Origin of the sequence: Xanthomonas arboricola pv. guizotiae (assembly GCF_002940205.1) — a bacterium.
Lineage (GTDB): Bacteria > Pseudomonadota > Gammaproteobacteria > Xanthomonadales > Xanthomonadaceae > Xanthomonas > Xanthomonas arboricola_C.
This window is the reverse complement of the sequence record NZ_MDSK01000025.1, coordinates 58272-80504: the sequence shown is the minus strand read 5'-3', so window position 1 is coordinate 80504 and position 22233 is coordinate 58272. Positions and strand designations below refer to the sequence as shown.

The window sequence follows — 22233 nt, the reverse complement described above, 5'->3', positions numbered from 1 at the left end:
GTAAGCAATGTTCGATGAGGGCAAATTGTGCTGGCGTGATCTCCATGTCCAATAGTTTAACCTCCCCAGCCACTAGCGTTAACAGGACCTAGGAGGCGTCTGGAGAAGAGGAACGCCTGCCTTGTTCGCAAGGTATGGTAATCCCCCCAAGTTGAAGTTGCACCTTTAATTGAAAGTTTTCGGACCTGTTGCGTCAGAAAAAAGACCGGCGGATGCGCCGGTCTTGGTGTATCACAACATGTGTCGCAAGCCTTACACCGACAACTCCAACAACAACTTATTCAACCGCCGCACGTAGCCAGCCGGATCCTTGAGACTATCGCCAGCTGCCAATGCAGCCTGGTCGAACAACACACGGCCCAGGTCACCGAAGCGATCCATATCCTGTTCCGCATCGAGTTTCTCGATCAGCGGGTGGGCCGGGTTGAATTCGAACACCGGCTTGCTTTCCGGCACGGCCTGGCCGCTGGCTTCCAGCAGCTGACGCATCTGCAGGCCCAGGTCGCCCTGGCCGATGGCCAGGATTGCCGGGGAATCGGTCAGGCGGTGCGAGACGCGCACTTCGGCCACGTCGTCGCCCAGGGCGGCCTTGATGCGCGAGGCCAGGCCTTCCTTGGATTTGGCGACTTCTTCCTGCGCCTTCTTGTCTTCTTCCGAATCCAGCTTGCCCAGGTCCAGGTCGCCGCGTGCCACATCCACGAACGACTTGCCATCGAACTCGGTGAGATAGCTCATCAGCCACTCGTCGATGCGGTCGGTGAGCAGCAGCACTTCGATGCCCTTCTTGCGGAAGACTTCCAGATGCGGGCTGTCCTTGATCTGCGCGTAGCTCTCGCCGGTGAGGTAGTACAGCTTGTCCTGGCCCTCGGCCAGACGACCCACGTAATCGGCCATGCCCACGCTCTGCGCGCCGGTGGTGTCATGCGTGGAGGAGAAGCGCAGCAGGCCGGCGATCTTTTCGCGGTTGGCGTAATCCTCGGCCGGGCCTTCCTTCAGCGCCTGGCCGAAGTTGCGCCAGAACGTTGCATAGTCGTCCGGCTTGTCCTTGGCCAGCTTCTCCAGCATGTCCAGCGAGCGCTTGGTCAGCGCCGACTTCATCGAGTCGACCACCGGGCCGGACTGCAGGATCTCGCGCGACACATTGAGCGACAGGTCGGACGAATCCACCACGCCCTTGATAAAGCGCAGATACAGCGGCAGGAACTGCTCGGCCTGGTCCATGATGAAGACGCGCTGCACGTACAGCTTCAGGCCCTTGGCCGAATCGCGGTGATACAGGTCGAACGGGGCGCGGCCGGGCACGAACAGCAGCGAGGTGTACTCCAGCTTGCCTTCGACCTTGTTGTGGCTCCACGCCAGCGGGTTGCCGGCATCATGCGCGACGTGCTTGTAGAACTCCTGGTACTCCTCGTCCTTGATCTCGGACTTGGGCCGCGTCCACAGCGCGCTGGCGCGGTTGACCGCTTCCCACTCCGGCTCGGCGGGCGCGTCGGCCTGTTCGCCGTGGTGCTCCTTGCGCATCTCGATCGGCAGGCCGATGTGGTCGGAGTATTTCTTGAGGATGCCGCGCAGCGTCCAGCCGTCGGCAAAGCTGTCTTCGCCGTCCTTCAGGTGCAGCACGATGCGGGTGCCGCGCTCGGGCTTGTCGACGCTGGCGACCTCGAACTCGCCTTCGCCACGCGAGGACCAGTGCACGCCCTCGTTGGCGGGCAGGCCGGCGCGACGCGAGTACACGTCGACCTGGTCGGCGACGATGAAGGCGCTGTAGAAGCCCACGCCGAACTGGCCGATCAGGTTGGCGTCCTTCTTCTGGTCGCCGCTGAGGTGCTTGAGGAAGTCGGCGGTGCCGGACTTGGCGATGGTGCCCAGGTGCGAGACCGCATCCTCGCGGCTCATGCCGATGCCGTTGTCGTCGATGGTGACGGTGCGCGCGTCCTTGTCGTAGTCCACGCGGATGCGCAGCTCGCCGCCGCCTTCCAGCAGCTCCGGCTTCACCAGTGCCTCAAAACGCAGCTTGTCGGCGGCGTCGGCGGCATTGGAAACCAGCTCGCGCAGGAAGATTTCCTTGTTCGAGTACAAGGAGTGGATCATCAGCTGCAGCAGCTGCTTGACCTCGGTCTGGAAGCCAAGCGTCTGCTTGTCGGTATCAACGGTCATTGGGGTCGTGCTCCATGGTGGTGGCCCAGGCCGCAGCGCGGCCGATGGCCTGGGGGATGAGGCCGTATGGGGATTTTTCAAGGCGGGCGTGTACCAGATGGCCGGCATCCGTGGCGGTCGGGGAACGCGGTTGCGGCAACCGCGGCGGTATCATGGCCGGCCAACTGTCCTGCCTTGCACCATGTCGCCATTTGCGCTGTCGTCGTCCTGCATCCGTTCGCCCGCACCTGGCGCGTGGCGATGAGCCGCCCCGCACGGCCGGCGCCACGCGGCGCGGAAGGGCAGGTGCGCATCGTCGGCGGGCGCTGGCGCAATACCAAGCTGGCGGTGCCGGACCTGCCCGGCCTGCGCCCGAGCAGCGACCGCGTCCGCGAGACGGTGTTCAACTGGCTGATGCCGCGCCTGCCCGGCGCGCGCGTGCTGGACCTGTTTGCCGGGTCGGGCGCGCTGGGCCTGGAGGCGGTGTCGCGCGGCGCCGCGCACGCGACCCTGATCGAACGCGACCCTGGCCTGGTGCAGCGCCTGCGCCAGCACGTGACCCGGCTGGATGCGGCCGATCAGGTGCAGGTGCTGCAGGAGGATGCGCTGCGCTGGCTGGAGCGTGCGCCGGTGGTGCAGGCCAGCATCGCCTTCATCGACCCGCCGTTTGCCGCCGGCCTGTGGCCCAGCGTGCTGGAACGCCTGCCCGCGCATCTGAGCGCCGATGCCTGGCTGTACCTGGAAGGCCCGGTCGAGGGCCCGCCGCAGCTGCCGGCCGGCTGGCAGCTGCACCGCGAAGGCGCCACCCAGCAGGTGCGCTATGCGCTGTACCGCCGGGCCGCTGCTACACTGAACGGCGATCCGACCCCGGTAGTTTCCGTATGAGCGTGGCCAATAGCCGCACCGCCGTCTATCCCGGTACCTTCGACCCGATCACCAACGGGCATATCGATCTGGTGAACCGCGCCGCGCCGTTGTTCGAGCGCGTGGTGGTTGGCGTGGCCTACAGCCCCTCCAAGGGCCCGGCCTTGCCGTTGGAACGCCGCGTGGAGCTGGCCCGGGAAGCGCTGGCCGCGCACGCCAATGTGGAAGTGCGCGGCTTCGACACGCTGCTGGCCCACTTCGTGCGGGACATGGGCGCCGGCGTGCTGCTGCGCGGCCTGCGCGCGGTGTCCGACTTCGAATACGAATTCCAGATGGCCAGCATGAACCGCCATCTGATCCCGGAGGTGGAGACGCTGTTCCTCACCCCGGCCGAGCAGTACAGCTTCATCTCGTCCTCGCTGGTGCGCGAAATCGCGCGGCTGGGCGGGGACGTATCCGGTTTCGTTCCGGCGTCGGTTGTCGAGGCGTTGCGGCAGGTGCGCGAATCCCGCGCGCAGGCCTGATCAGTTGCAGTTACATCACCACATGCATTTCAACGGGAGGAGTTTCATGAAACACACCATGCGCGCTCTGGCGCTCGCTTCGATCGCCGCACTGGCGGTCACCGCCTGCAAGAAGGAAGAGCCGGCGCCGACCGCCGCCGCCGCTCCGGCTGCGCTGACCGCGCCGGCCAAGGACGACAACGCCGGCTGGAAGAAGTACCTGCAGGAAGTGGTCGGCCAGAACCTGGGCACCACCACCAACAGCCCGTTCCTGTACTACTTGCCGCCGGAGTCCGATGCCGAGTTCGCCGGCAGCTACGAGCGTCAGCTGGAAAGCGTCAAGACCGCACTCGCGCGCGGCGTGCAGCCGGGCAACATGCTGGCCTTCGGTTCGTCCGCCTCGACCAAGATGGCCGACCTGATCGACGCCGCGTTCAAGGACGTGCCGGCCGATTCGATGAAGGGCGTGCGCGTGCTGTTCATCGGCAATGCGGCCGAGAATGCGCGGGTGCAGACCATCGTCCAGCCCAAGGGCGTGGAATACACCTTCGTTGAAGCCAAGTAATGCCGTACCAGGCCGGAGGCGCGGGAGGGCGCGTCCGGCCGTCGTGCGGGATCGCAGCATGCTGCTGATCCCGCACGCCGTCGGCGCCGGTCCGCTCGGGCCGGTTGCCGGCCACGCGTGTGGCGTTGTCCGTGCATCGCGCTACGTCCCGTGCGTCCGCTTCCAGCAGTACGTTGCGTTCCAGCGCCTGGCGTTGCATCGCGCCGCGCCGCGCCGCATGGTGGTGCCGATATGTCGTTGAAGATCAACGAGCTCTGCGTCAACTGCGACGTCTGCGAGCCGGCGTGCCCGAACCGGGCCATCTCGATGGGCGAAACCATCTACGTGATCGACCCGGCACGTTGCACCGAGTGCGTGGGCCATTTCGACGAAGCGCAATGCGTGGTGGTGTGCCCGGTCGAATGCATCGACCCGGACCCGGCGATACCGGAAACCCACGATCAACTGCTCGCCAAGCTCATGCAGCTGCAGCGCGACCACCCAGAACTGTACGAACAGGAGCCTCCCGCCCCGTGAGCATCTTTTCCCGACGTTTCTCTTCGCGCGGCCTGTTGCTGCTGGCCCTGGTGCTGGCACCGCCGGCCTGGGCCGCCGATGGCGCCAAGCCTGCAGCATCGACGACCTCGCCGGTGGCGGGGCAACCGCCCGGTGCGGCGATTGCCAGCGGTCATGCGCTGGCCACCGACGCCGGCCTGCAGATCCTGCGCGAGGGCGGCAATGCGTTCGATGCGGCAATTGCAGTGTCGTCCACGCTGGCGGTGGTCGAGCCGATCAGCTCGGGGTTGGGCGGCGGCGGCTTCTTCCTGCTGCACGATGCCAAGACCGGCAAGGACGTGATGCTGGACGCGCGCGAGACCGCGCCCGAGTCGGCAACAGAGGCGCAATTTCTCGACAAGAAAGGCGCGCTGGATCGCGACCGCTCGGTCAACGGCCCCTGGTCGGCCGGTATTCCCGGTCTGCCAGCAGCCCTGGTGGAGCTGGCCACCCAGCACGGCCGACTGCCGCTGAAGCAGTCGCTGGCGCCGTCGATCCGCATCGCCAGCGAAGGTTTCCCGGTGTACGCGCGCATGGCCAAGGGCTATGCCTCGCGGCGCGAGGTGATGGAGCGTTACCCCGGCACGCGCGAGGTGTATCTGCGCGGCGGCAAGCCGATTGCCGAAGGCGACATCTTCAAGCAGCCCGAGCTGGCGCATACCCTGCAGCTGCTCGGCGACAAGGGCTTCGATGGCTTCTACAAGGGCGAAACCGCCAGGAAGCTGCTGGCCGGCGTCAAGCAGGCCGGCGGGCAGTGGAAGGCCGCCGAGCTGGCCGGGTACCGGGTCAAGCAGCGCACGCCGATCCAGTTCGATTACCGCGGCTGGAAGATCACCACCGCGCCGCCGCCATCTTCCGGCGGCATCGCACTCGCCGCCATGCTGCAGATCCTGGAAGGCTGGGAGCTGGACACGCTCGACGATGCGCACCGCACCCATCTGGTGGTGGAAGCGATGCGCCGCGCCTACCGCGACCGCACCTTCTTCCTGGGCGACCCGGACTTTGTCGCCGTGCCGCAGCGCGTGCTGACCAGCAAGGATTACGCGCAGGGCCTGCGCGCCACGATCAACCCGGACAAGGCCACCCCCAGCGATCTGCTGTCGGGCAACCCGACGCCTCTGGAAGACGACGAGACCACGCACTTTTCCATCATCGACGGCGAAGGCAACCGCGTCGGCGCCACCCAGACCGTCAACCTGCTGTATGGCTCGGGGCTGATCCCCAAGGGCACCGGCGTGCTGCTCAACGACGAGATGGACGACTTCGCGCTCAAACCGGGCACGCCCAATGCCTTCGGCGTGATGGGCTATGCGGCCAATGCGCCCAAGCCGGGCAAGCGCATGCTCAGCTCGATGACGCCGACCTTCATGGAATCGGCCGACAAGGTCGCGGTGATCGGCACCCCGGGTGGCAGCCGCATCATCACCATGGTGCTGCTCGGCATCCTGGGCTACGACGCCGGCCTGGACGCGCAGCAGGTCAGCGCCTTGCCGCGCTATCACCACCAGTGGCTGCCGGACGTGATCGAGGCCGAGAGCAACGCGTTCTCGCCGCAGACCGCCAGGGCGCTGCAGGCGATGGGCCACGCGCTCAAGCTGCCGGGCGACAGCGCCGAGGGCGGCCGCGGTTCCAGCCACGTCTGGGGCAACCTGCAGACGGTGGAATGGGACAAGCGCAGCAACGTGCTCAGCGGCGGCAGCGACCCGCGCAGCCCGGTGGGCAAGGCGCAGGTGCAGCTGGGGACGGACATCGGCTCGAAAGCCGGCCCATGATGATCCGCGGACAGGTGACCGGCGAGTGCCGGCCACCTGTCTGCGCCAGTGCCTTCCTGCAGTTGATCGAGGATCAGTTCAACAGCCCGTAGTAGTGACCATCTTTGGCTTCATAGACGGTGTAGGTATCGTCGTAGTCGTCCTTCTTGCTAGTCACGGCGGCGTCGACCAGGCGCACGACGAGCCTGCCTTCCAGCAAATAAACGTCCGGGTTCGTATTGCCTGCGAGGAAGGGTTTCCAACGCGCCATTCCACGTTGTTTGGCCTGGTGCTGGTCCGGGTCCAGGGTGCCAGGTGCGATGGGTTTCTTGTTGCTGTCGATGATATTCATCGGATCTCCTTTGGGTCTTGAAGTGGCGGTGCGCCTGCCGTTGCCGTGAGGCGCAGATGGCGCCAGGACGCCAAGCCACGTTAGCCGGCAGCCGATGTGGGGGATTGGCGTAAACGCTGCAAACCACGGGCGTTTCGATGAGAGGGCCGGTCTTCTTTTCCCGGCGCGCCTGCTTTTGAACAGCGGGGCAGCCGACTAGGTCCAATCGGCGGAAGAATGGGATGGCGCTAGCAGTTGGGCGCAATCCTCGAACGATTCCAGCGTTGACGTCCGTACGCCAGCAGGGACGTTGCGATGATCCGGGCTTGTGGTGGCGTTGTGGTGCGGCCACCATTGGCGCATGAAAAATCCTGCCGCCCTGTTGACTGCCACCGCACTACTGTTTGTCCTGAGCGCCCGTGCCGCCGAGCCCGCCGTCCATCGTGCCGGTGGCTCCATCCACGTCAACCAGCTCGGCTATCTGCCGGGTTCGGCCAAGCTGGCGGTGCTCGGATTGCCGCAAGATGCGGCGCCCGCGGCGGACCGCTTCACGGTCGAGGATGCGCAGGGCCGCCGTGTGCTGGAGGGCAGGCTGCAGGCCGCCGCGCTGTGGACGCCGGCCGGCCAGCAGGCGCGGGTGGCGGATTTTTCCGGCCTGCGCGCGCCGGGTACCTACCGGTTGAAGATCGACGGGCAGCCGGCGTCCGATCCGTTCCCGATCGCGGCCGGCGCGTATCGGCCCGTGCTCGACGCATCGCTCAAGGCGTTCTATTTCAATCGTGCCAGTACCGCGCTGCCGGCCCAGTTCGCCGGGCGCTATGCGCGTGCGGCCGGGCATCCGGATACGCAGGTGCGCATCCATCCTTCGGCGGCCTCGGCCACGCGCCCGGCCGAGAGCGTGATCAGTGCGCCCAAGGGCTGGTACGACGCCGGCGACTACAACAAGTACATCGTCAACTCCGGCATCAGCACCTACACCTTGCTGGCCGCCTATGAGCAGTATCCGGCACTGTTCAAGGCGCAGGCGCTGAGTATCCCCGACGACGCGCCCGGCGTGCCCGGCATCCTGCAGGAGACCTGGTGGAATCTTGAGTGGATGCTGGCCATGCAGGATCCGGCCGACGGTGGCGTGTATCACAAGCTCACCGACAAGCAGTTCGATGGCCTGGTAATGCCCGCGCAGGCCACGCAGCAACGCTATGTGGTGATGAAGGCCACCGCCGCCACGCTGGATTTCGCCGCAGTGATGGCCGTGGCCAGTCGCGTGTATGCACCGTTCGAAAACCAGTATCCAGGCGTGTCGGCGCGGATGTTGAAGGCCTCACGCGCTGCGTGGGCGTGGGCGCAGCAGCATCCGGATGTGATCTATCGCCAGCCCGACGACGTGCGCACCGGCGGCTACGATGATGCGCAGGTGGACGACGAATTCGCCTGGGCTGCGGCCGAGCTGTATGTGAGCACGCGCGAGGACGGCTTCTACGACGCAATGATCGCGCGCAACGTACCGGCCAGCGTGCCGGGCTGGAGCAACGTCAGCGGCCTGGCCTGGATGTCGCTGGCCGGACATCGCGACCGGCTCACCCCGCATGCCGATCGCGCACGCATTACCCGCGAGATCACCGGCCTGGCGCAGCGTCTTGCCGATGAGTGGCAGGCCTCGCCCTGGCGTCTGGCGATGACCGACAGCGACTTCGTGTGGGGCAGCAATGCGGTGGTGCTCAACCGCGCGATGATGCTGATGCAGGGCTATCGGCTGACCCGGCAGCGGCCGTATCTGGATGCCGCGCAGTCGCAGCTGGATTACATCCTGGGGCGCAATCCGTTGGGCTTGTCGTTCGTCACGGGCGTGGGGCTGCGCAGCCCGATGCATATCCACCACCGCCCCTCCGAGGCCGACGGCATCGACGCACCTGTGCCGGGCTGGCTGGCCGGCGGTCCGCAATCGGGCCAGCAGGACGCCAAGGACTGCAAGGTGTCGTATCCCTCCAGGCTGCCGGCACTGTCGTACCTGGACAACACCTGCAGTTATGCCAGCAACGAGGTGGCGATCAACTGGAATGCGCCGCTGGTGTACGTGAGTGCGGCGGTTCAGGCGTCTACGCGGTAGGGCGTGCGTTTTTCAATGCGATGCCCGATGCCGCGGCTGTTCCTTTCCCACCGGGAGAGGGGGGCGCGCAGCGCCGGATGAGGGGGCGCCTCAGGGGAGCTACCAATGCCGGCAATGACAAACGCGTCGCCACGCGCCGTCAGAAGGGACTCCCCGACTGCTTCGCTTGCCGTACCCTCACCCCAACCCCTCGCCGCGCGCCCCGGCCCGCGCTTGCGGCGCGGGCGCTCCAAGGCACGCGCGCCAATGGCGCGCAAGCGGTGCCTTCTCGCCCCGGGGGGAGAGGGGCTTAAACTCACTCCACCCGCGTACCGAAAATCCGGTCGCCTGCATCGCCCAGGCCGGGCAGGATGTAGCCCTTGTCGTTGAGATGGTCGTCGATCGCGGCGGTGTAGACCTCCACGTCCGGATGCACCGCTTCCAGTGTCTTCAGGCCTTCCGGTGCGGCGACCAGGAAGATGCCCTTGATCCTTCGCGCGCCGGCGCGCTTGAGCATGTCGATGGTGGCGATCAGCGTGCCGCCGGTGGCCAGCATCGGGTCCAGGATCAGTGCATCGCGCTCTTCCAGGCGGCCGGTGAGGCGTTCGAAGTAGGGCACCGGCTGCAGGGTTTCTTCGTCGCGCTGCAGGCCGACCACGCTCACGCGCGCGGCCGGGATCAGCGCCAGCACGCCGGGCAGCATGCCCAACCCTGCGCGCAGGATCGGCACCAGGGTGATTTTCGCGCCGGCAATCCGCTGCACGGTCACCGGGCCGGCCCAGCCGGGTTGCACATGCGATTCGGTGTCCAGGTTGGCGGTGGCCTCGTAGGCCAGCAGCGTGCCCAGCTCGGTGACCAGTTCGCGGAAGCCCTTGGTGCTCAAGGCGGCATCGCGCAGCAGACCGATCTTGTGCTGGACGAGGGGGTGACGCACTTCGACGATTTTCATGGGCAGCGACAGGCGGGAGAGACCCACAGTGTGCCGCAGCCGGCGGCAGCGTCGCCACACATTGCGCGTGATCGCGCCTGCATATGTCATGTCAGTGAAACGTCGTAGACATAGCGTGCCCACCCATTCTTAACCGATTGGGGAAGCACCCGTGTTGAACAAGACTCCGCTGTGCCTGGCGATCACGCTGACGTTGGCGGCGGCCGCGTGGAGCCCGCTTGCGCAGGCGGCCGAGGGTGCGGCAGCTGCCACCGGTGCGTCCGGCGCGGCGGCCATCGACCTGGAGCGCCTGGAAGTGCGCCCGCAGGTGGAATCGCAGGTGCGCGCAGTCGATCTCAAGCGTGGCTCCGATGCGATCCAGGATGCGGTGGCCTCCGATGCGATGGGCCGCTACCCCGACAAGAACGTTGCAGAATCCTTGCAGCGCCTGCCCGGCGTCAGCGTCACCCGCGATCAGGGCGAAGGCCGCTTCGTGGTGATCCGCGGCCTGGATTCGGCGCTCAACAGCGTCACCATCGACGGCATGACCATGGGCACGCCGGAAGACGGCACCCGCTCGGCGCCGCTGGACGTGATTCCGTCCGATTCCACCGAACGCCTGAAGGTGGTCAAGTCGCCGACCCCGGACATGCCGGGCGATTCCATCGGCGGTGCGATCCAGGTCGAGTCCACTTCCGCGTTCGATCGCGATGGCCGCACCCTGCGCGGCTCGATCGAAGGCAGCCACCAGTCGCTGTCGGGCAAGACCAGCCCGAAGGGCGCGTTCAACTACAGCGATATCTTCGACGGCACCTTCGGCGTCGCAGTGGGTGTGAACTACCAGGACCGCGAATTCGAATCCGACAATACCGAGGTGGCCTACGACAGCTTCGACGGCGGCGCGGCCGACGATCTGTTCGCCGGCGAGGTGCAGCGCCGCAAGTACTTCATCGAGCGCACCCGCGTGGGCGCCAACCTCAATCTGGACTGGCGCCCCGACGCGGACAACCGCTATTACCTGCGCACGCTGTACAGCCGCTTCGACGATGCCGAAACCCGCCAGCGCACCATCTTCGGCCTGGCCGATGGGCAGGTCAGCGCCAATGGCGACGGCACCTACGAGGTCGCCGACCTGCCGGCCGATTCCATTGCCAAGCGCGTGCGCTATCGCACCAAGAAGGAGGACACCATGGCCTTGAGCGTGGGTGGCGAAAACCGTCTGAGCGCGGCCACCATGGATTACAAGCTGGGGTACACCAAGACCACCGAGCGCGTGAACGACGAGATGGAAGCGTACTTCAACTATGACGGCGACGATCTGTCGGCCACGGTCGACCAGAACAGCGGCATCCCGCGCCTGGGCTTTTCCGACAACGGCTGGCAGAGCAACGACGATTTCGTGTTCGACCGCTTCGTGCTTGCGCCCAAGCGGGTGGACGACAGCGAGCGCAGCGCGCAGATCAACGTGCGCTTCGATGGCGAGCATTCCAGCCTGAAGATGGGTGTGCTCGGCCGCTGGCGCGAGCGCGATGTCAATGTGGACGAAAGCGAGCTGCGTCGCGGGCCGGCGATCGATCTGAGCGACTGGAGCACCGCCGCGCCGGAACACCGCGGCGGCACCCTGGGCGAAAGCATCGGCTCGGACGGCATGCGCCGTTACTGGAACACCTCCGGCAATCTGTACAGCGCACGCCCGCAGGATGTCGGCGGCAATCTGCAGACCTCGCTGCAGGACGACTACAAGGCCACCGAAGACGTGTTCGCCACCTATGCGATGGGCACCTGGGACATCGGCGCGCTGCGCGCGATTGCCGGTGTACGCGTGGAAAACACCCAGTTCGACGCCACCGGCAACCAGGTCGACGTGGCCGAGAACGGCCGCACCGCCACGGTGACGCCGCGCGAAGCGTCCAGCAGCTACACCAATGTGCTGCCTGGCCTGCATCTGCGCTACGACACCGGCAACGACTGGGTGCTGCGGTTTGCCGCCAACAAGACCTTGTCGCGGCCCGCGTTCGGCGATGTCTCCCCGCGCGTGAGCATCAATCGTGGCGACAACGAGGTGAACGTCGGCAACCCCGATCTCGATCCGTATCGCTCCACCAACCTGGACCTGTCGTTCGAAAAATACATCGGCAGCACCGGCCTGATCTCGCTGGGCGTGTTCGACAAGTCGATCGACGACTACATCGTGCAGACCATCAGCACCAACGATGCCGAGTTCCCCGGGTTGCAGGTCACGCGCTCGATCAACGGTGACACCGCCAAGGTGCGTGGCGCCGAATTCAACTGGCAGCAGGCGCTGGATTTCCTGCCCGACGGCTGGAATGGCCTGCTGGTCGGCGCCAGCGCCACCGTGCTGGACAGCGATTTCGATCCCGGCCTGAGCGATCGCGCCGGCGAGGACTTCACCTTGCCGCGCTCGTCCAAGCGCATCTACAGCGGCCACCTGGGCTACGAAAAATACGGCTTCAGTGCGCGGGTTGCGGCGGTGTACCGCAGCGAGTACCTGGACACCATCGGGCAAAGCCGCGCGTACGATATCTATGTCGCCCCGCATACCCAGCTGGATTTCAGCATGAACTACCAATTCAACAGCCACGTCAGCCTGTATCTGGAAGCGCAGAACCTGCTGGACGAACCGCTGGAGCTGTACCAGGGCGTGCCCTCGCGCACGCTGCAGAACGAAGAATACGGCCGCACCTATGCGCTCGGCCTGAAGGTGGCACTGTGATCGCAACGCGCACGCGGCTCCACACAACGTTACTCCACACCACGCTGCTTGCCAGCGCGCTGGCGCTGACCGCCTGCGCCAGCGCACCGGTCGACCGCGAGGCCGACGAGGCATTGCTGAAAGACCCCTTGCTCAGCGAGGCCAAGGTGGCGCACCAGGTAGTGCCGGAGGCCTTCATCACCGCGCTGACCCCGGCCGACAATCTGGATTCGCCGGCCAGCTGGAGTGCGCCCGATGGCCGCCGCTGGGTGATCGCCACCGCCAAGGCCACGCATGCGCTGGTGGTGTTCGATGGCGATAGCGGCAAGCGCCTGCGCGTGGTCGGCGGCAAGGGCAAGGCGCCGGGCAAACTGGATCGCCCCAACGGGATTTCGGTGGTCGACGATCTGGTGTTCGTGGTCGAGCGCGACAATCGCCGCGTGCAGGTGTTTGCGCTGCCCGACTTCACACCGTTGACCAGCTTCGGCCGGGACGAATTGCGCGAGCCCTACGGCCTGTGGGTGCGCAAGCACGACGGCGGCTACGAGGTGGTGGTCAGCGACAACTACATGTCGCCGGCCAACAAGGATCTGCCGCCGCCGGTGGCCGAACTCGGTCAACGCTTCCGTCGCTATCAGTTGGCCAACGCAGGGCAGGGCTGGCAGGCGCGGCTGACCCAGAGCTTCGGCGATACCAGCGAGGCGGGCGCAGTGCGCATTGCCGAATCGGTGTTCGGCGATGAAGCGCATGCGCGCCTGATGATTGCCGAAGAAGACGTCGCCGTGGGCACGCAGTTGCGCGAATACGGCATGGACGGACGCTACCGCGGCCGCAATGTCGGCAGCGGTTTATTCAAGGCGCAGGCCGAAGGCATGACGCTGTTCGCATGCAAGGACGGCAGCGGCTACTGGATCGCCACCGATCAGTTCAAGGACCGCAGCGTGTTCCAGGTGTTCGATCGCCAGAGCCTGGCGCATGTCGGTGCCTTCGCCGGCCGGGTCACCGCCAATACCGATGGCGTGTGGCTGGATCAACGCGGCGATGCGCGCTTCCCGGGCGGGGTGTTCTATGCCTTGCACGACGACCAGGCGGTGGCGGCATTCGACTGGCGCGATATCGCGCGCACGCTGCGCCTGAAGGAGTGCGCGTCATGAGCGCCGGGCATGCATGGGGATACGCGCTGCTCTCGCTCATCGCGATGAGCAGCGCTCGATCGTTCGCCGCCGAGCGTGCCGCCGAACCCAACACCCAGGTGCCGGCGGGCTCCACCCACTATGTTGCCGATGGCTTCCCGGACCGCATCGTCGCCACGCCCGCGCAGGCGGCGGCGACCGGTTTTGCAGTGGCCTGGCGTACCGATGCCAGCGTCGACCAACCCTGGCTGGAACTGGTGGTTGCCGGCGACTCGCCCGACCTGGGTACGCCGCGCCGCATCCGCGCCCGCACCGCCACGCTGGCCAGCGAGAACGGCAGCTCGCACCACCACCGCGCCGATATCGACGGGCTGACACCGGACACGCTGTACGCCTACCGCGTGCAGGGCAACCGCACCTGGGGCGCGTGGAATCATTTCCGCACCGCCGCCAGCCCGGACACGCCGCTGACGCTGCTGTACTTCGGCGACACCCAGAACAAGAACCTCAGCCTGGTCTCGCGGGTGATCCGCCAGGCCTGGCGCTCGGCACCGGACGCGCGGCTGGCCCTGTTCGCCGGCGACCTGGTCAGCGGCAAGGACGGCCAGGACGACAACGAGTGGGCCGAGTGGTTCGAAGCCGGGCGCTGGTTGCTGGAAGGCACCGCAGTGGCGCCGGCGCCGGGCAATCACGAATATCACGAACAGGGCGAGGACACCCCGCAGGCCACGCGCACGCTCGGCAACCACTGGCCGGTGACCTTCGCCCTGCCGCGCAACGGGCCGTCGGCCACGGCGCGCACCAGCTACTGGTTCGACTATCAGGGCGTGCGCATCGCCGTGCTCGACGGCACCTCGGCACTGGATCTGGGCACCGGCCCGGCGCAGGCGCAGTGGCTGGACACGGTGCTGACCGACAACCCGCATCCGTGGTCGATCGTGCTGATCCACCAGCCGTTCTTTTCCCCGCGCGCCGATCGCGAAAACGAAAAGCTGGTCGAACAGGTGCTGCCGGTGATCCGCCGCCACAAGGTCGATCTGGTGCTGCAGGGCCACGACCATACCTACGGCCGGCGCGGCGATGAAGCAGGGCAGGCGACGCCGGTATTCGTGGTCTCGGTGGCCGGGCCCAAGCAGTACCGGCTCTCGGACCTCGCGCGCAGGACCATGCGTCCGGTCGGCGAAGACACCCAGCTCTATCAGGTGCTTCGCATCGACAACCGGAAGTTGCGTTACGAGTCGCGCACCGCCACCGGGCGTCTCTACGATGCGTTCGAGCTGGAGCGCGGCAGCGATGGCGGCAAGCGGCTGGTGGAGCAGGAAGCCGGACGCATCGCACCACGCGATTGCCCACGCAGCGCAACCCTGAAGGGACGCGCAGACCGGTGCTGGGAGTGAGGCGAGCATGACCACCGCGTGGCTCGCCAGTCCTGCCTGCGTTGCCTCGACGTCAAGCGGCTCACATCATCGCCGCGCTCACCGACCGGCGGGCGCAGCCGGTGTTCGGAATCGGCGTGTACCGCTCGAATACCGACGCTGCGGCGTGCCGTCCGGCTTCCCACCTGGGAACAGCTCGCCACGTCCTGTTGCTGGCTCTCAGGCCGCCTCGGCCTGGGCCTGGTGCGGACCTTCCTTCAGCGCACGCGCGATCGATCCGACCAGCAAATCGAGCTCGTCTTCGTCCATCGCAAAGTGCGGGGTGAAGCGCAGCGAATTCTCGCCGCCATGGATGACGTTGACGCCGCGATGGCGCAGCCACTCTTCGGTGGAACCGGCGCCATAGCACTTGAATTGCGGTGCCAGTTCGCAAGAGAACAGCAAGCCGGTGCCCTGCACCTTGGTGATCAAACCGCCCAGCTCGGACTGCAGTGCCTGCAGCTTGGCGATCGCCTGCGCGCCGCGGGTGCGGATCTTTTCGCGCACCTGCGGGGTGAACAACGCCAGCGTGGCGCAGGCGACATCCAGCGCACGCGGATTGGTGGTCATGGTGTTGCCGTAGGTGCCCTTGCGGTACACCTGCGCGGCGTGCTCGGTCACCGCCAGCACCGACAGCGGGTACTGCGCGGCGTTGAGCGCCTTGGAATAGGTCTCCAGGTCCGGCGGGTCGAGCTGCTCGAAGCCGGGGTAGTCCACCACCGACAGCACGCCGTGCGCGCGCAGGCCGGCCTGGATCGAATCCACCAGCAGCAGGCTGCCATGCAGGCGGGTCAGTTCGCGCGCCGCGGCGTAGAACGCGGCCGGCAATGCGCGGCCAGGGTCGCCTTCGCCCATCACCGGCTCCAGGAACACCGCCTCGATGAACCAGTGGTTGCGCGCGGCCTCGTCGAAGGCGCGCTGCAGCGCCGCCACGTCGTACGGCGCGATCGCGATCACCGAGTCTTCGTCGCGGTAGCTGGCCAGGTATTTGGTGTAGGTCTTGCGGCTGGAATCGGAATACAGGCCGGGGCGGTCGGTACGGCCATGGAAGCTGCCCTTGACCACCACGCGCTTGATGCTGGCACCGGCATGCCGCGCGCCGGGATCGGTGTGCAGCTTGGCGTTGGTGTCGACGATGCGCGCGGCTAGGCCGACCGCTTCGGAACCGGAGTTGAGGCACATGAAGCGTGCGAACGGACAGCCGCCGCGGGTATGGCCGATCTCGGCGCGCAGCGCGCGGTCGAGCCGGCGCTGCGCCAGGCTGGGCGTCATCACGTTGGCCATCACCTGCGGCCGCGCCATCGCCTCGAGCACCGGCGCCGGGGTGTGGCCGAAGCCGAGCATGCCGTAGCCGCCGGCGTCGTACAGCACCGCGCCCTTGAGCGTGACCACCCATGGCCCGCGCGCGGCGAGCGCCACGTAGGGGGTCACTGCATCGTCGGCATAGAAGTTGATGAAGCCGTCCTGCACCGCGCCGATCTGGGCGTCTTCGTCCAGGTCCAGCAGGTCGGCGGCCTCCGCGCGCACCTGCGCGTACTCGGCAGCCGCCGCGTCGATGGCGCGTGCAAGATCCGGGTGGTTGGCGGCCAGGCGCGCGATGGTCGCGTCGTCCAGGCCATCGGTCAGGCGGCGGCCGGCGTGGGCACGCAGCGGGGCGAGCGGGGCGAGGACGGACATGGCGCATCTCCTGCAAGGTGGCGTTCCCTCCCTATTATCAGCAGAAGATCGGCGTTTGGCAGCGTGAATTCGGGCAGGAAGTCGGGTATTTTCGTCGAATCGACGAACCAATTGGGCAAAAGTGAAAATCACTCCCTCCGACGAACGCCTGCTGTCGCTGCTGCGCGAGGACGCGCGCGCCTCCACCGCGCAGATTGCGCGCCGGCTCGGGCTGTCGCGCACCACCGTGCAGAGCCGGATCGAAAAACTCGAACGCGACGGCGTGATCAGCGGCTATACCGTGCGCACCCATGACGCCTACGAACAGGGCCGCATCCGCGCGCATATCCTGATCACCGTGCTGCCCAAGAAGATGCCGGCCGTGGTCAAGGCGCTGCGCGACATCCCCCAGGTGCGCCTGCTGCACTCGGTCAGCGGCGCCTACGACCTGATCGCCCTGGGCGTGGTCGGCGGCGTCAACGAGATGGACGTGCTCACCGACGCCATCGGCGCGATCGACGGCGTGGAGCGCACGACGACGTCGATCATTTTGTCGACGAAATTCGAGCGGTGAATGGAGAATCGGGAATAGGGAATCGCAAGAGCAGCGAATCGGGGGCGGAATCTGCGCCGATGAAGCGCTGGTGCCGTTGCGATTACCCATTCCCGATTCTCAATTCCCCGCCGCAGTTACAATATGCGGCTACTCCGCCAACGATCCTGCGGCCTTGAAGAAGTCCGATTTCCATTACGACCTGCCCGACGAACTGATCGCCCAGGCGCCTTTGGCCGAGCGGGCGGCCAGCCGCCTGCTGGTGGTGCCACCATCGCCGCAGGCGCTGACCGACCGCCAGGTGCGGGATCTGCCCGAGCTGCTGCAGCCGGGCGATCTGCTGATCTTCAACGATACCCGGGTGATCCCGGCGCGGCTGTTCGGGCAGAAGGCCAGTGGCGGGCGGGTGGAGATCCTGATCGAGCGCCTGCTCGGCGAGCGCGAGGCGCGGGTGCAGATCGGCGCCAGCAAGTCGCCCAAGGCCGGCAGCCGGATCGCGCTGGATGCAGGCGGCCAGGCCGAGGTGCTGGGCCGCGACGGCGAGTTCTATCTGCTGCGCTTCGAGATTCCCGCGCCGCTGGAGCACTGGCTGCAGGAAGCCGGGCGCCTGCCGCTGCCGCCGTACATCCGCCGCGAGCCGGGGGTGGAGGACCGCGAGCGCTACCAGACCGTGTTCGCGCGCGAAGTCGGCGCGGTGGCCGCCCCCACCGCCGGCCTGCATTTCGACGAGGAACTGCTGGCGCGCCTGCGCGAGCGCGGGGTGGAGTGCGGCCATGTCACCTTGCATGTGGGCGCGGGCACCTTCCAGCCGGTGCGGGTGGATAGGCTCGACCAGCACGTGATGCACACCGAGTGGCTCAACGTCGGTGCCGCGCTGGTCGAACAGGTACGCCGCACCCGCGCCCGCGGCGGCCGCGTCATCGCCGTGGGCACCACGGTGGTGCGCTCGCTGGAAAGCGCCTGGCGCACCACCGATGCCGCCCCGGACGGCGAACTGCTGCCGTTTGCCGGCGAAACCCAGATCTTCATCCTGCCCGGCTACCGCATCCGCAGCGTCGATGCGATGGTGACCAACTTCCACCTGCCCGAAAGCACGCTGCTGATGATGGTCTCGGCCTTCGCCGGCCGCGAGCGCATCTTCGCCGCCTACCGCCACGCCATCGAACAGCGCTATCGCTTCTTTTCGTACGGCGATGCGATGCTGTTGTGGGGCGGGGAATCGGGAGTCGGGAATGGGGAATGGGGAATCGTAAGGCGGTACCCGCCGAACGATCAGCCACCTGCCAACCGCTCTTCCCATTTCCGATTCCCGACTCCCCATTCCCCGGCCCCTCAATGTCCCGACTCCAGTTCCAGCTCCAAGCCACCGACGGGCATGCCCGGCGTGGGCGTCTGACCTTTCCGCGTGGCACCGTCGAGACGCCGGCGTTCATGCCGGTGGGCACCTATGGCTCGGTCAAGGGCATCCTGCCCGAGCAGATCCGCGCGCTGGGTGCGGAGATCATCCTGGGCAATACCTTCCACCTGTATCTGCGCCCGGGCCTGGATGTGATCGGCGATCACGGCGGGTTGCACGGGTTTGCGCGCTGGTACGGGCCGATCCTCACCGATTCGGGCGGGTTCCAGGTGTTTTCGCTGGCGCATCGCCGCAAGATCACCGAGCAGGGCGTGACCTTCGCCTCGCCCACCGATGGCGCGCGGGTGTTCCTGGGCCCGGAAGAGAGCATGCAGATCCAGAAGGTGCTCGATTCGGACATCGTGATGATCTTCGACGAGTGCACGCCGTACCCGGCCACCGAAGAGGCGGCGCGGCGCTCGATGGAGCTGAGCCTGCGCTGGGCGCAACGCTCGCGGCAGGCGCATGACGGGCTGGGCAACGACGCGGCGCTGTTCGGCATCGTGCAGGGCGGGGTGCATCCGGACCTGCGCAGCCGCTCGCTGGACGGGCTGCAGGGTATCGGGTTCGACGGCTACGCCATCGGCGGGCTGGCGGTGGGCGAGCCGGAGCACGAGCGCAACGCGATGCTGGAACACCTGCATCCGCGCCTGCCGGCCGACCGCCCGCGTTACCTGATGGGCGTGGGCCGGCCGGAGGATCTGGTCGAAGGCGTGGCGCGTGGCGTGGACATGTTCGACTGCGTGATGCCCACCCGCAACGCACGCAACGGGCATTACTTCACCTCCTTCGGCACCGTGCGCATCCGCAACGCCAGGTACGAGCGCGACCTGGACACCATCGAGCCGGGCTGCGGCTGCCATGCCTGCAGCAGCGGCTACACACGTTCCTACCTGCGCCATCTGGACCGCTGCAACGAGATGCTGGCGCCGATGCTGGGCACCCTGCACAACCTCTGGTACTACGAGAAGTTGATGGCCGACCTGCGTGCGGCGATCGCCTCGGGAACCTTTGCCGAGTTCCGGCGGTCCTTCTATGCGGCACGCGGCGCCATCACGCCGCCGTTGCCGGGGGAAACCAGCTGAGACCGGCCGTTCGCGCCCTTGCGCGGACGGTTTGGAGCCTGCATGGCATAATTCCCGGCTGTTCCGCTCCGGCGGTACCTGAATAGCGAGCGGCCGGTTGGCGCGCTGGCACCCAAACTAGGATGCACTGAATGAATCTGCTCGATTTCCTGATCCCCGTCGCCCAGGCGCAGGCCACTGGCGGCGCGCCGGCGCCCGGCCCGATGGGCGGCCTGTCCACCTTCGCGCTGCCGATCATCCTGATCGCGGTCATGTACTTCCTGATGATCCGCCCGCAGATGAAGCGCCAGAAGGAGCACAAGTCGCTGCTGGACAAGCTGGCGCGCGGCGACGAAGTCATCACCTCCGGCGGCGTGGCGGGCGTGATCACCGACATCGGCGACAACTTCATCACCGTGGAAGTGGCCGACAACGTGCGCATCCGCGTGCAGAAGAGTGCCGTGGGCCACGTGCTGCCCAAGGGCACGCTGAAGTCTGCCAACTAAGCGGCAACCGACCCGCTGCGCTCACTGTCGGGTGGGCGCAGTCGGTGCCGCGAACCGGCGCTGGGCGCGCCGCTGCGCGGCACCGCCGCATCCACCTGACGACCGCTGGCGACGCTGTGTTGGCCGCCTGAAGTCGTTCTCACTGCTAGGCGCGGCGCCGGGATGGTGTCGCGCGGGACTGTCGCAATGCTCGAATTTCCTCGCTGGAAGTATTTCCTGATCCTGCTGGTGCTGGCGGTCAGCGCGTTGTACGCGTTGCCCAACATCTACCAGAAGGACCCGTCCGTGCAGATCACCGCCAGCCGCGGTGCCCAGCTGGACGACGCCTTGCGCAGCCGCATCGACGCCGACCTCAAGGCCGCCGGCATCACGCCGAAGGCGGTCACCCGCGAAGGCGACAGCCTGATGGTGCGCCTGCCCAACCTGCAGGCACAGACCCGCGCCAACGACGTGCTGCGCCAGCAACTGGGCGAAAACTACACGGTGGCGCTGAATCTGGCCTCGACCGTGCCGGACTGGCTGGCCAAGCTGGGCGGCCGGCCGATGGTGCTGGGCCTGGACCTGGTCGGCGGCGTGCACTTCGCCATGCAGGTGGACCAGAAGGCCGCGCTGGAAAAGCGCCTGGACGGCTTTGCCGAAGACATCCGCACCACGCTGCGCGATGGCCGTATCGCCTATCGCTCGGTCGAGCGCCGCGGCGACAACAGCATCCAGGTCAGCCTGAGCGAAGGCGCCAGCGTCGACGCCGCGCGCACCGCGCTGGCCAAGTCGCAGCCGACCCTGACCTACGACGTCAGCGGCCAGACCATCTCGGTCAAGGTGCCGGAGGCCGAACTCAAGCAGATCGCCAGCGGCGCGATCGAGCAGAACCTCACCACCTTGCGCAACCGCGTCAACGCGCTGGGCGTGTCCGAACCGACCATCCAGCGCCAGGGCGAGGACCGCATCGTGGTCGAGCTGCCCGGCCTGCAGGACACCGCCGAGGCCAAGCGCCTGATCGGCGCCACCGCCTCGCTGGAGTTCCGCGCGGTGGTCGAAGGCAATGCCGAAGACGCCGTGCGCAGCGGCAGCATCCCGCCCGAAGCCAAGGTCTACCGCGTGCGCGATACCGGCGCGCCGGTGCTGCTCAACAAGCGCGCGCTGGTGACCGGCGACCAGATGGTCAGCGCCAGCGTCAGCACCGACCAGAACGGCATGCCGGCGGTGGCGGTGACGCTCAACAACGTCGCCGGCCAGCGCATGCTCGACTACACCAGCGCCAATGTCGGCAAGCTGATGTCGGTGGTCTACATCGAGCGCATTCCCACCGTGACGATGGTCGACGGCAAGGAAGTGCGCAGCGTGCGGGTCAAGGAAGAGGCACTGTCGCCGACCCGCATCGCCGGCGTGTTCGGCAAGAACTTCCAGACCACCGGCCTGGAGAAGACCGAGGCCGAGAACCTGGCCAAGCTGCTGAAATCCGGTTCGCTGGCCGCACCGATGGATTTCGTCGAGGAATACGTGATCGGCCCGAGCCTGGGTGCGGAGAACGTGGAGCGCGGCGTCACCGCGGTGATCTACTCGTTCCTGTTCACGCTGGTGTTCTTCACCGTCTACTACCGCGTGTTCGGCGCGATCACCTCGGTGGCGCTGCTGTTCAACCTGCTGATCGTGGTGGCGGTGATGTCCCTGTTCGGCGCCACCATGACGCTGCCGGGGTTTGCCGGTCTGGCCTTGTCGGTGGGCCTGTCGGTGGACGCCAACGTGCTGATCAACGAGCGTATCCGCGAAGAGCTGCGCCTGGGCGTGCCGGCCAAATCGGCGATTGCCGCCGGTTATGAAAAGGCCGGCGGCACCATCCTGGACGCCAACCTCACCGGTCTGATCGTGGCGGTGGCCTTGTACGCGTTCGGCACCGGCCCGCTGAAGGGCTTCGCGCTGACCATGATGATCGGTATCTTCGCCTCGATGTTCACCGCGATCACCGTGTCGCGTGCGCTGGCGGTGCTGATCTACGGCCGCCGCAAGAAGCTGAAGACCGTCGCCATCTGAGATGCGAGTCCGGCCTTGCCCCTTGCAGCGCGCTGCTGGGGTAGGGGATGAATCCCTTCGCAAGCGTT

General features: G+C 66.8%; 18 protein-coding genes and 1 pseudogene. 15 read left to right on the top strand and 4 right to left on the bottom strand.

Annotated elements, in window-relative coordinates; genetic code table 11:
* Nucleotides 1–252: 252 nt before the first annotated feature.
* Nucleotides 253–2157, bottom strand: a complete 1905-nt coding sequence (gene htpG / locus XarbCFBP7408_RS15275; protein WP_104563677.1) for a molecular chaperone HtpG — start codon at nt 2155–2157, stop codon at nt 253–255.
* 174 nt (nt 2158–2331) lie between these two features.
* On the opposite strand from htpG, the gene rsmD reads away from it, so the two are divergent.
* The 6 genes from rsmD to ggt are packed head-to-tail and all read left to right on the top strand — an operon-like array spanning nt 2332 to nt 6374.
* Nucleotides 2332–3021: a 16S rRNA (guanine(966)-N(2))-methyltransferase RsmD gene (rsmD, locus tag XarbCFBP7408_RS15270; RefSeq protein WP_181106648.1), complete on the top strand. Its 690-nt coding sequence runs from the start codon at nt 2332–2334 to the stop codon at nt 3019–3021.
* The gene (gene coaD, locus XarbCFBP7408_RS15265; protein WP_104563676.1) at nt 3018–3524 is read left to right on the top strand and encodes a pantetheine-phosphate adenylyltransferase; all 507 of its coding nucleotides are present in this window, start codon (nt 3018–3020) and stop codon (nt 3522–3524) included. Before rsmD ends, coaD begins: the two co-directional genes overlap by 4 nt.
* Nucleotides 3525–3570: 46 nt before the next feature.
* On the top strand, nt 3571–4068 hold the full coding sequence (locus tag XarbCFBP7408_RS15260; RefSeq protein WP_181106646.1) for a hypothetical protein: 498 nt from the start codon (nt 3571–3573) through the stop codon (nt 4066–4068).
* A 58-nt stretch (nt 4069–4126) separates the two neighbouring features.
* The gene (locus tag XarbCFBP7408_RS15255) at nt 4127–4309 is read left to right on the top strand and encodes a hypothetical protein (protein ID WP_104563675.1); all 183 of its coding nucleotides are present in this window, start codon (nt 4127–4129) and stop codon (nt 4307–4309) included.
* Nucleotides 4300–4584, top strand: a complete 285-nt coding sequence (locus XarbCFBP7408_RS15250) for a YfhL family 4Fe-4S dicluster ferredoxin (RefSeq protein WP_057677852.1) — start codon at nt 4300–4302, stop codon at nt 4582–4584. The genes XarbCFBP7408_RS15255 and XarbCFBP7408_RS15250 overlap by 10 nt, the downstream gene beginning before the upstream one ends.
* Nucleotides 4581–6374, top strand: coding sequence for a gamma-glutamyltransferase (ggt, locus tag XarbCFBP7408_RS15245; protein WP_104563674.1), 1794 nt, complete (start codon nt 4581–4583; stop codon nt 6372–6374). The genes XarbCFBP7408_RS15250 and ggt overlap by 4 nt, the downstream gene beginning before the upstream one ends.
* A gap of 73 nt (nt 6375–6447) precedes the next feature.
* On the opposite strand, the gene XarbCFBP7408_RS15240 is transcribed toward ggt, so the two are convergent.
* Nucleotides 6448–6705, bottom strand: coding sequence for a hypothetical protein (locus tag XarbCFBP7408_RS15240; RefSeq protein WP_104563673.1), 258 nt, complete (start codon nt 6703–6705; stop codon nt 6448–6450).
* Between the two features lie 340 nt (nt 6706–7045).
* Between XarbCFBP7408_RS15240 and XarbCFBP7408_RS15235 the strand changes: the two genes are divergently transcribed.
* Entirely contained in the window at nt 7046–8791 is a 1746-nt protein-coding gene (locus tag XarbCFBP7408_RS15235; RefSeq protein WP_104563672.1) for a glycoside hydrolase family 9 protein, read from the top strand.
* Nucleotides 8792–9086: 295 nt separating this feature from the next.
* Here XarbCFBP7408_RS15235 and upp read toward each other — a convergent pair whose 3' ends face one another.
* On the bottom strand, nt 9087–9719 hold the full coding sequence (upp, locus tag XarbCFBP7408_RS15225; protein WP_104563670.1) for a uracil phosphoribosyltransferase: 633 nt from the start codon (nt 9717–9719) through the stop codon (nt 9087–9089).
* Nucleotides 9720–9870: 151 nt separating this feature from the next.
* Here upp and XarbCFBP7408_RS15220 point away from each other — a divergent pair, with 151 nt between their 5' ends.
* The 3 genes from XarbCFBP7408_RS15220 to XarbCFBP7408_RS15210 are packed head-to-tail and all read left to right on the top strand — an operon-like array spanning nt 9871 to nt 14941.
* Nucleotides 9871–12432, top strand: coding sequence for a TonB-dependent receptor (locus XarbCFBP7408_RS15220; RefSeq protein WP_181106644.1), 2562 nt, complete (start codon nt 9871–9873; stop codon nt 12430–12432).
* Nucleotides 12429–13565 carry a phytase gene (locus XarbCFBP7408_RS15215; protein ID WP_104563669.1) on the top strand — a complete coding sequence of 379 codons (1137 nt, stop codon included), beginning with the start codon at nt 12429–12431 and terminating at the stop codon, nt 13563–13565. Before XarbCFBP7408_RS15220 ends, XarbCFBP7408_RS15215 begins: the two co-directional genes overlap by 4 nt.
* A complete protein-coding gene (locus XarbCFBP7408_RS15210) occupies nt 13562–14941 on the top strand; it encodes a purple acid phosphatase family protein (RefSeq protein ID WP_104563668.1) in 1380 nt (459 codons plus the stop codon). Before XarbCFBP7408_RS15215 ends, XarbCFBP7408_RS15210 begins: the two co-directional genes overlap by 4 nt.
* A 198-nt stretch (nt 14942–15139) precedes the next feature.
* On the opposite strand, the gene XarbCFBP7408_RS15205 is transcribed toward XarbCFBP7408_RS15210, so the two are convergent.
* On the bottom strand, nt 15140–16636 hold the full coding sequence (locus XarbCFBP7408_RS15205) for an aminotransferase class III-fold pyridoxal phosphate-dependent enzyme (RefSeq protein ID WP_104563667.1): 1497 nt from the start codon (nt 16634–16636) through the stop codon (nt 15140–15142).
* A gap of 121 nt (nt 16637–16757) precedes the next feature.
* Here XarbCFBP7408_RS15205 and XarbCFBP7408_RS15200 point away from each other — a divergent pair, with 121 nt between their 5' ends.
* The 5 genes and pseudogenes from XarbCFBP7408_RS15200 (at nt 16758) to secD (ending at nt 22165) form a co-directional block, all read left to right on the top strand.
* Nucleotides 16758–17189, top strand: a complete 432-nt coding sequence (locus XarbCFBP7408_RS15200; protein ID WP_016903291.1) for an Lrp/AsnC family transcriptional regulator — start codon at nt 16758–16760, stop codon at nt 17187–17189.
* A gap of 154 nt (nt 17190–17343) precedes the next feature.
* A pseudogene (gene queA / locus XarbCFBP7408_RS15195) lies at nt 17344–18408 on the top strand (tRNA preQ1(34) S-adenosylmethionine ribosyltransferase-isomerase QueA); the annotation flags it as partial.
* A 95-nt stretch (nt 18409–18503) separates the two neighbouring features.
* Complete coding sequence (gene tgt / locus XarbCFBP7408_RS15190) at nt 18504–19649, top strand: tRNA guanosine(34) transglycosylase Tgt (protein WP_104563666.1); 1146 nt, start codon at nt 18504–18506, stop codon at nt 19647–19649.
* 131 nt (nt 19650–19780) lie between these two features.
* Nucleotides 19781–20134, top strand: coding sequence for a preprotein translocase subunit YajC (gene yajC, locus XarbCFBP7408_RS15185; protein ID WP_016903294.1), 354 nt, complete (start codon nt 19781–19783; stop codon nt 20132–20134).
* A gap of 186 nt (nt 20135–20320) precedes the next feature.
* On the top strand, nt 20321–22165 hold the full coding sequence (secD, locus tag XarbCFBP7408_RS15180; protein WP_181106641.1) for a protein translocase subunit SecD: 1845 nt from the start codon (nt 20321–20323) through the stop codon (nt 22163–22165).
* Nucleotides 22166–22233: the final 68 nt, after the last annotated feature.

Bases quoted from the DNA above. Each gene is read 5' to 3' on its own strand.
- htpG (WP_104563677.1), bottom strand. From the start codon at position 2,157: ATGACCGTTGATACCGACAAGCAGACGCTTGGCTTCCAGACCGAGGTC.
- coaD (WP_104563676.1), top strand. From the start codon at position 3,018: ATGAGCGTGGCCAATAGCCGCACCGCCGTCTATCCCGGTACCTTCGAC.
- XarbCFBP7408_RS15260 (WP_181106646.1), top strand. From the start codon at position 3,571: ATGAAACACACCATGCGCGCTCTGGCGCTCGCTTCGATCGCCGCACTG.
- XarbCFBP7408_RS15255 (WP_104563675.1), top strand. From the start codon at position 4,127: ATGCTGCTGATCCCGCACGCCGTCGGCGCCGGTCCGCTCGGGCCGGTT.
- XarbCFBP7408_RS15250 (WP_057677852.1), top strand. From the start codon at position 4,300: ATGTCGTTGAAGATCAACGAGCTCTGCGTCAACTGCGACGTCTGCGAG.
- XarbCFBP7408_RS15240 (WP_104563673.1), bottom strand. From the start codon at position 6,705: ATGAATATCATCGACAGCAACAAGAAACCCATCGCACCTGGCACCCTG.
- XarbCFBP7408_RS15235 (WP_104563672.1), top strand. From the start codon at position 7,046: ATGAAAAATCCTGCCGCCCTGTTGACTGCCACCGCACTACTGTTTGTC.
- upp (WP_104563670.1), bottom strand. From the start codon at position 9,719: ATGAAAATCGTCGAAGTGCGTCACCCCCTCGTCCAGCACAAGATCGGT.
- XarbCFBP7408_RS15210 (WP_104563668.1), top strand. From the start codon at position 13,562: ATGAGCGCCGGGCATGCATGGGGATACGCGCTGCTCTCGCTCATCGCG.
- XarbCFBP7408_RS15205 (WP_104563667.1), bottom strand. From the start codon at position 16,636: ATGTCCGTCCTCGCCCCGCTCGCCCCGCTGCGTGCCCACGCCGGCCGC.
- tgt (WP_104563666.1), top strand. From the start codon at position 18,504: ATGTCCCGACTCCAGTTCCAGCTCCAAGCCACCGACGGGCATGCCCGG.
- yajC (WP_016903294.1), top strand. From the start codon at position 19,781: ATGAATCTGCTCGATTTCCTGATCCCCGTCGCCCAGGCGCAGGCCACT.
- secD (WP_181106641.1), top strand. From the start codon at position 20,321: ATGCTCGAATTTCCTCGCTGGAAGTATTTCCTGATCCTGCTGGTGCTG.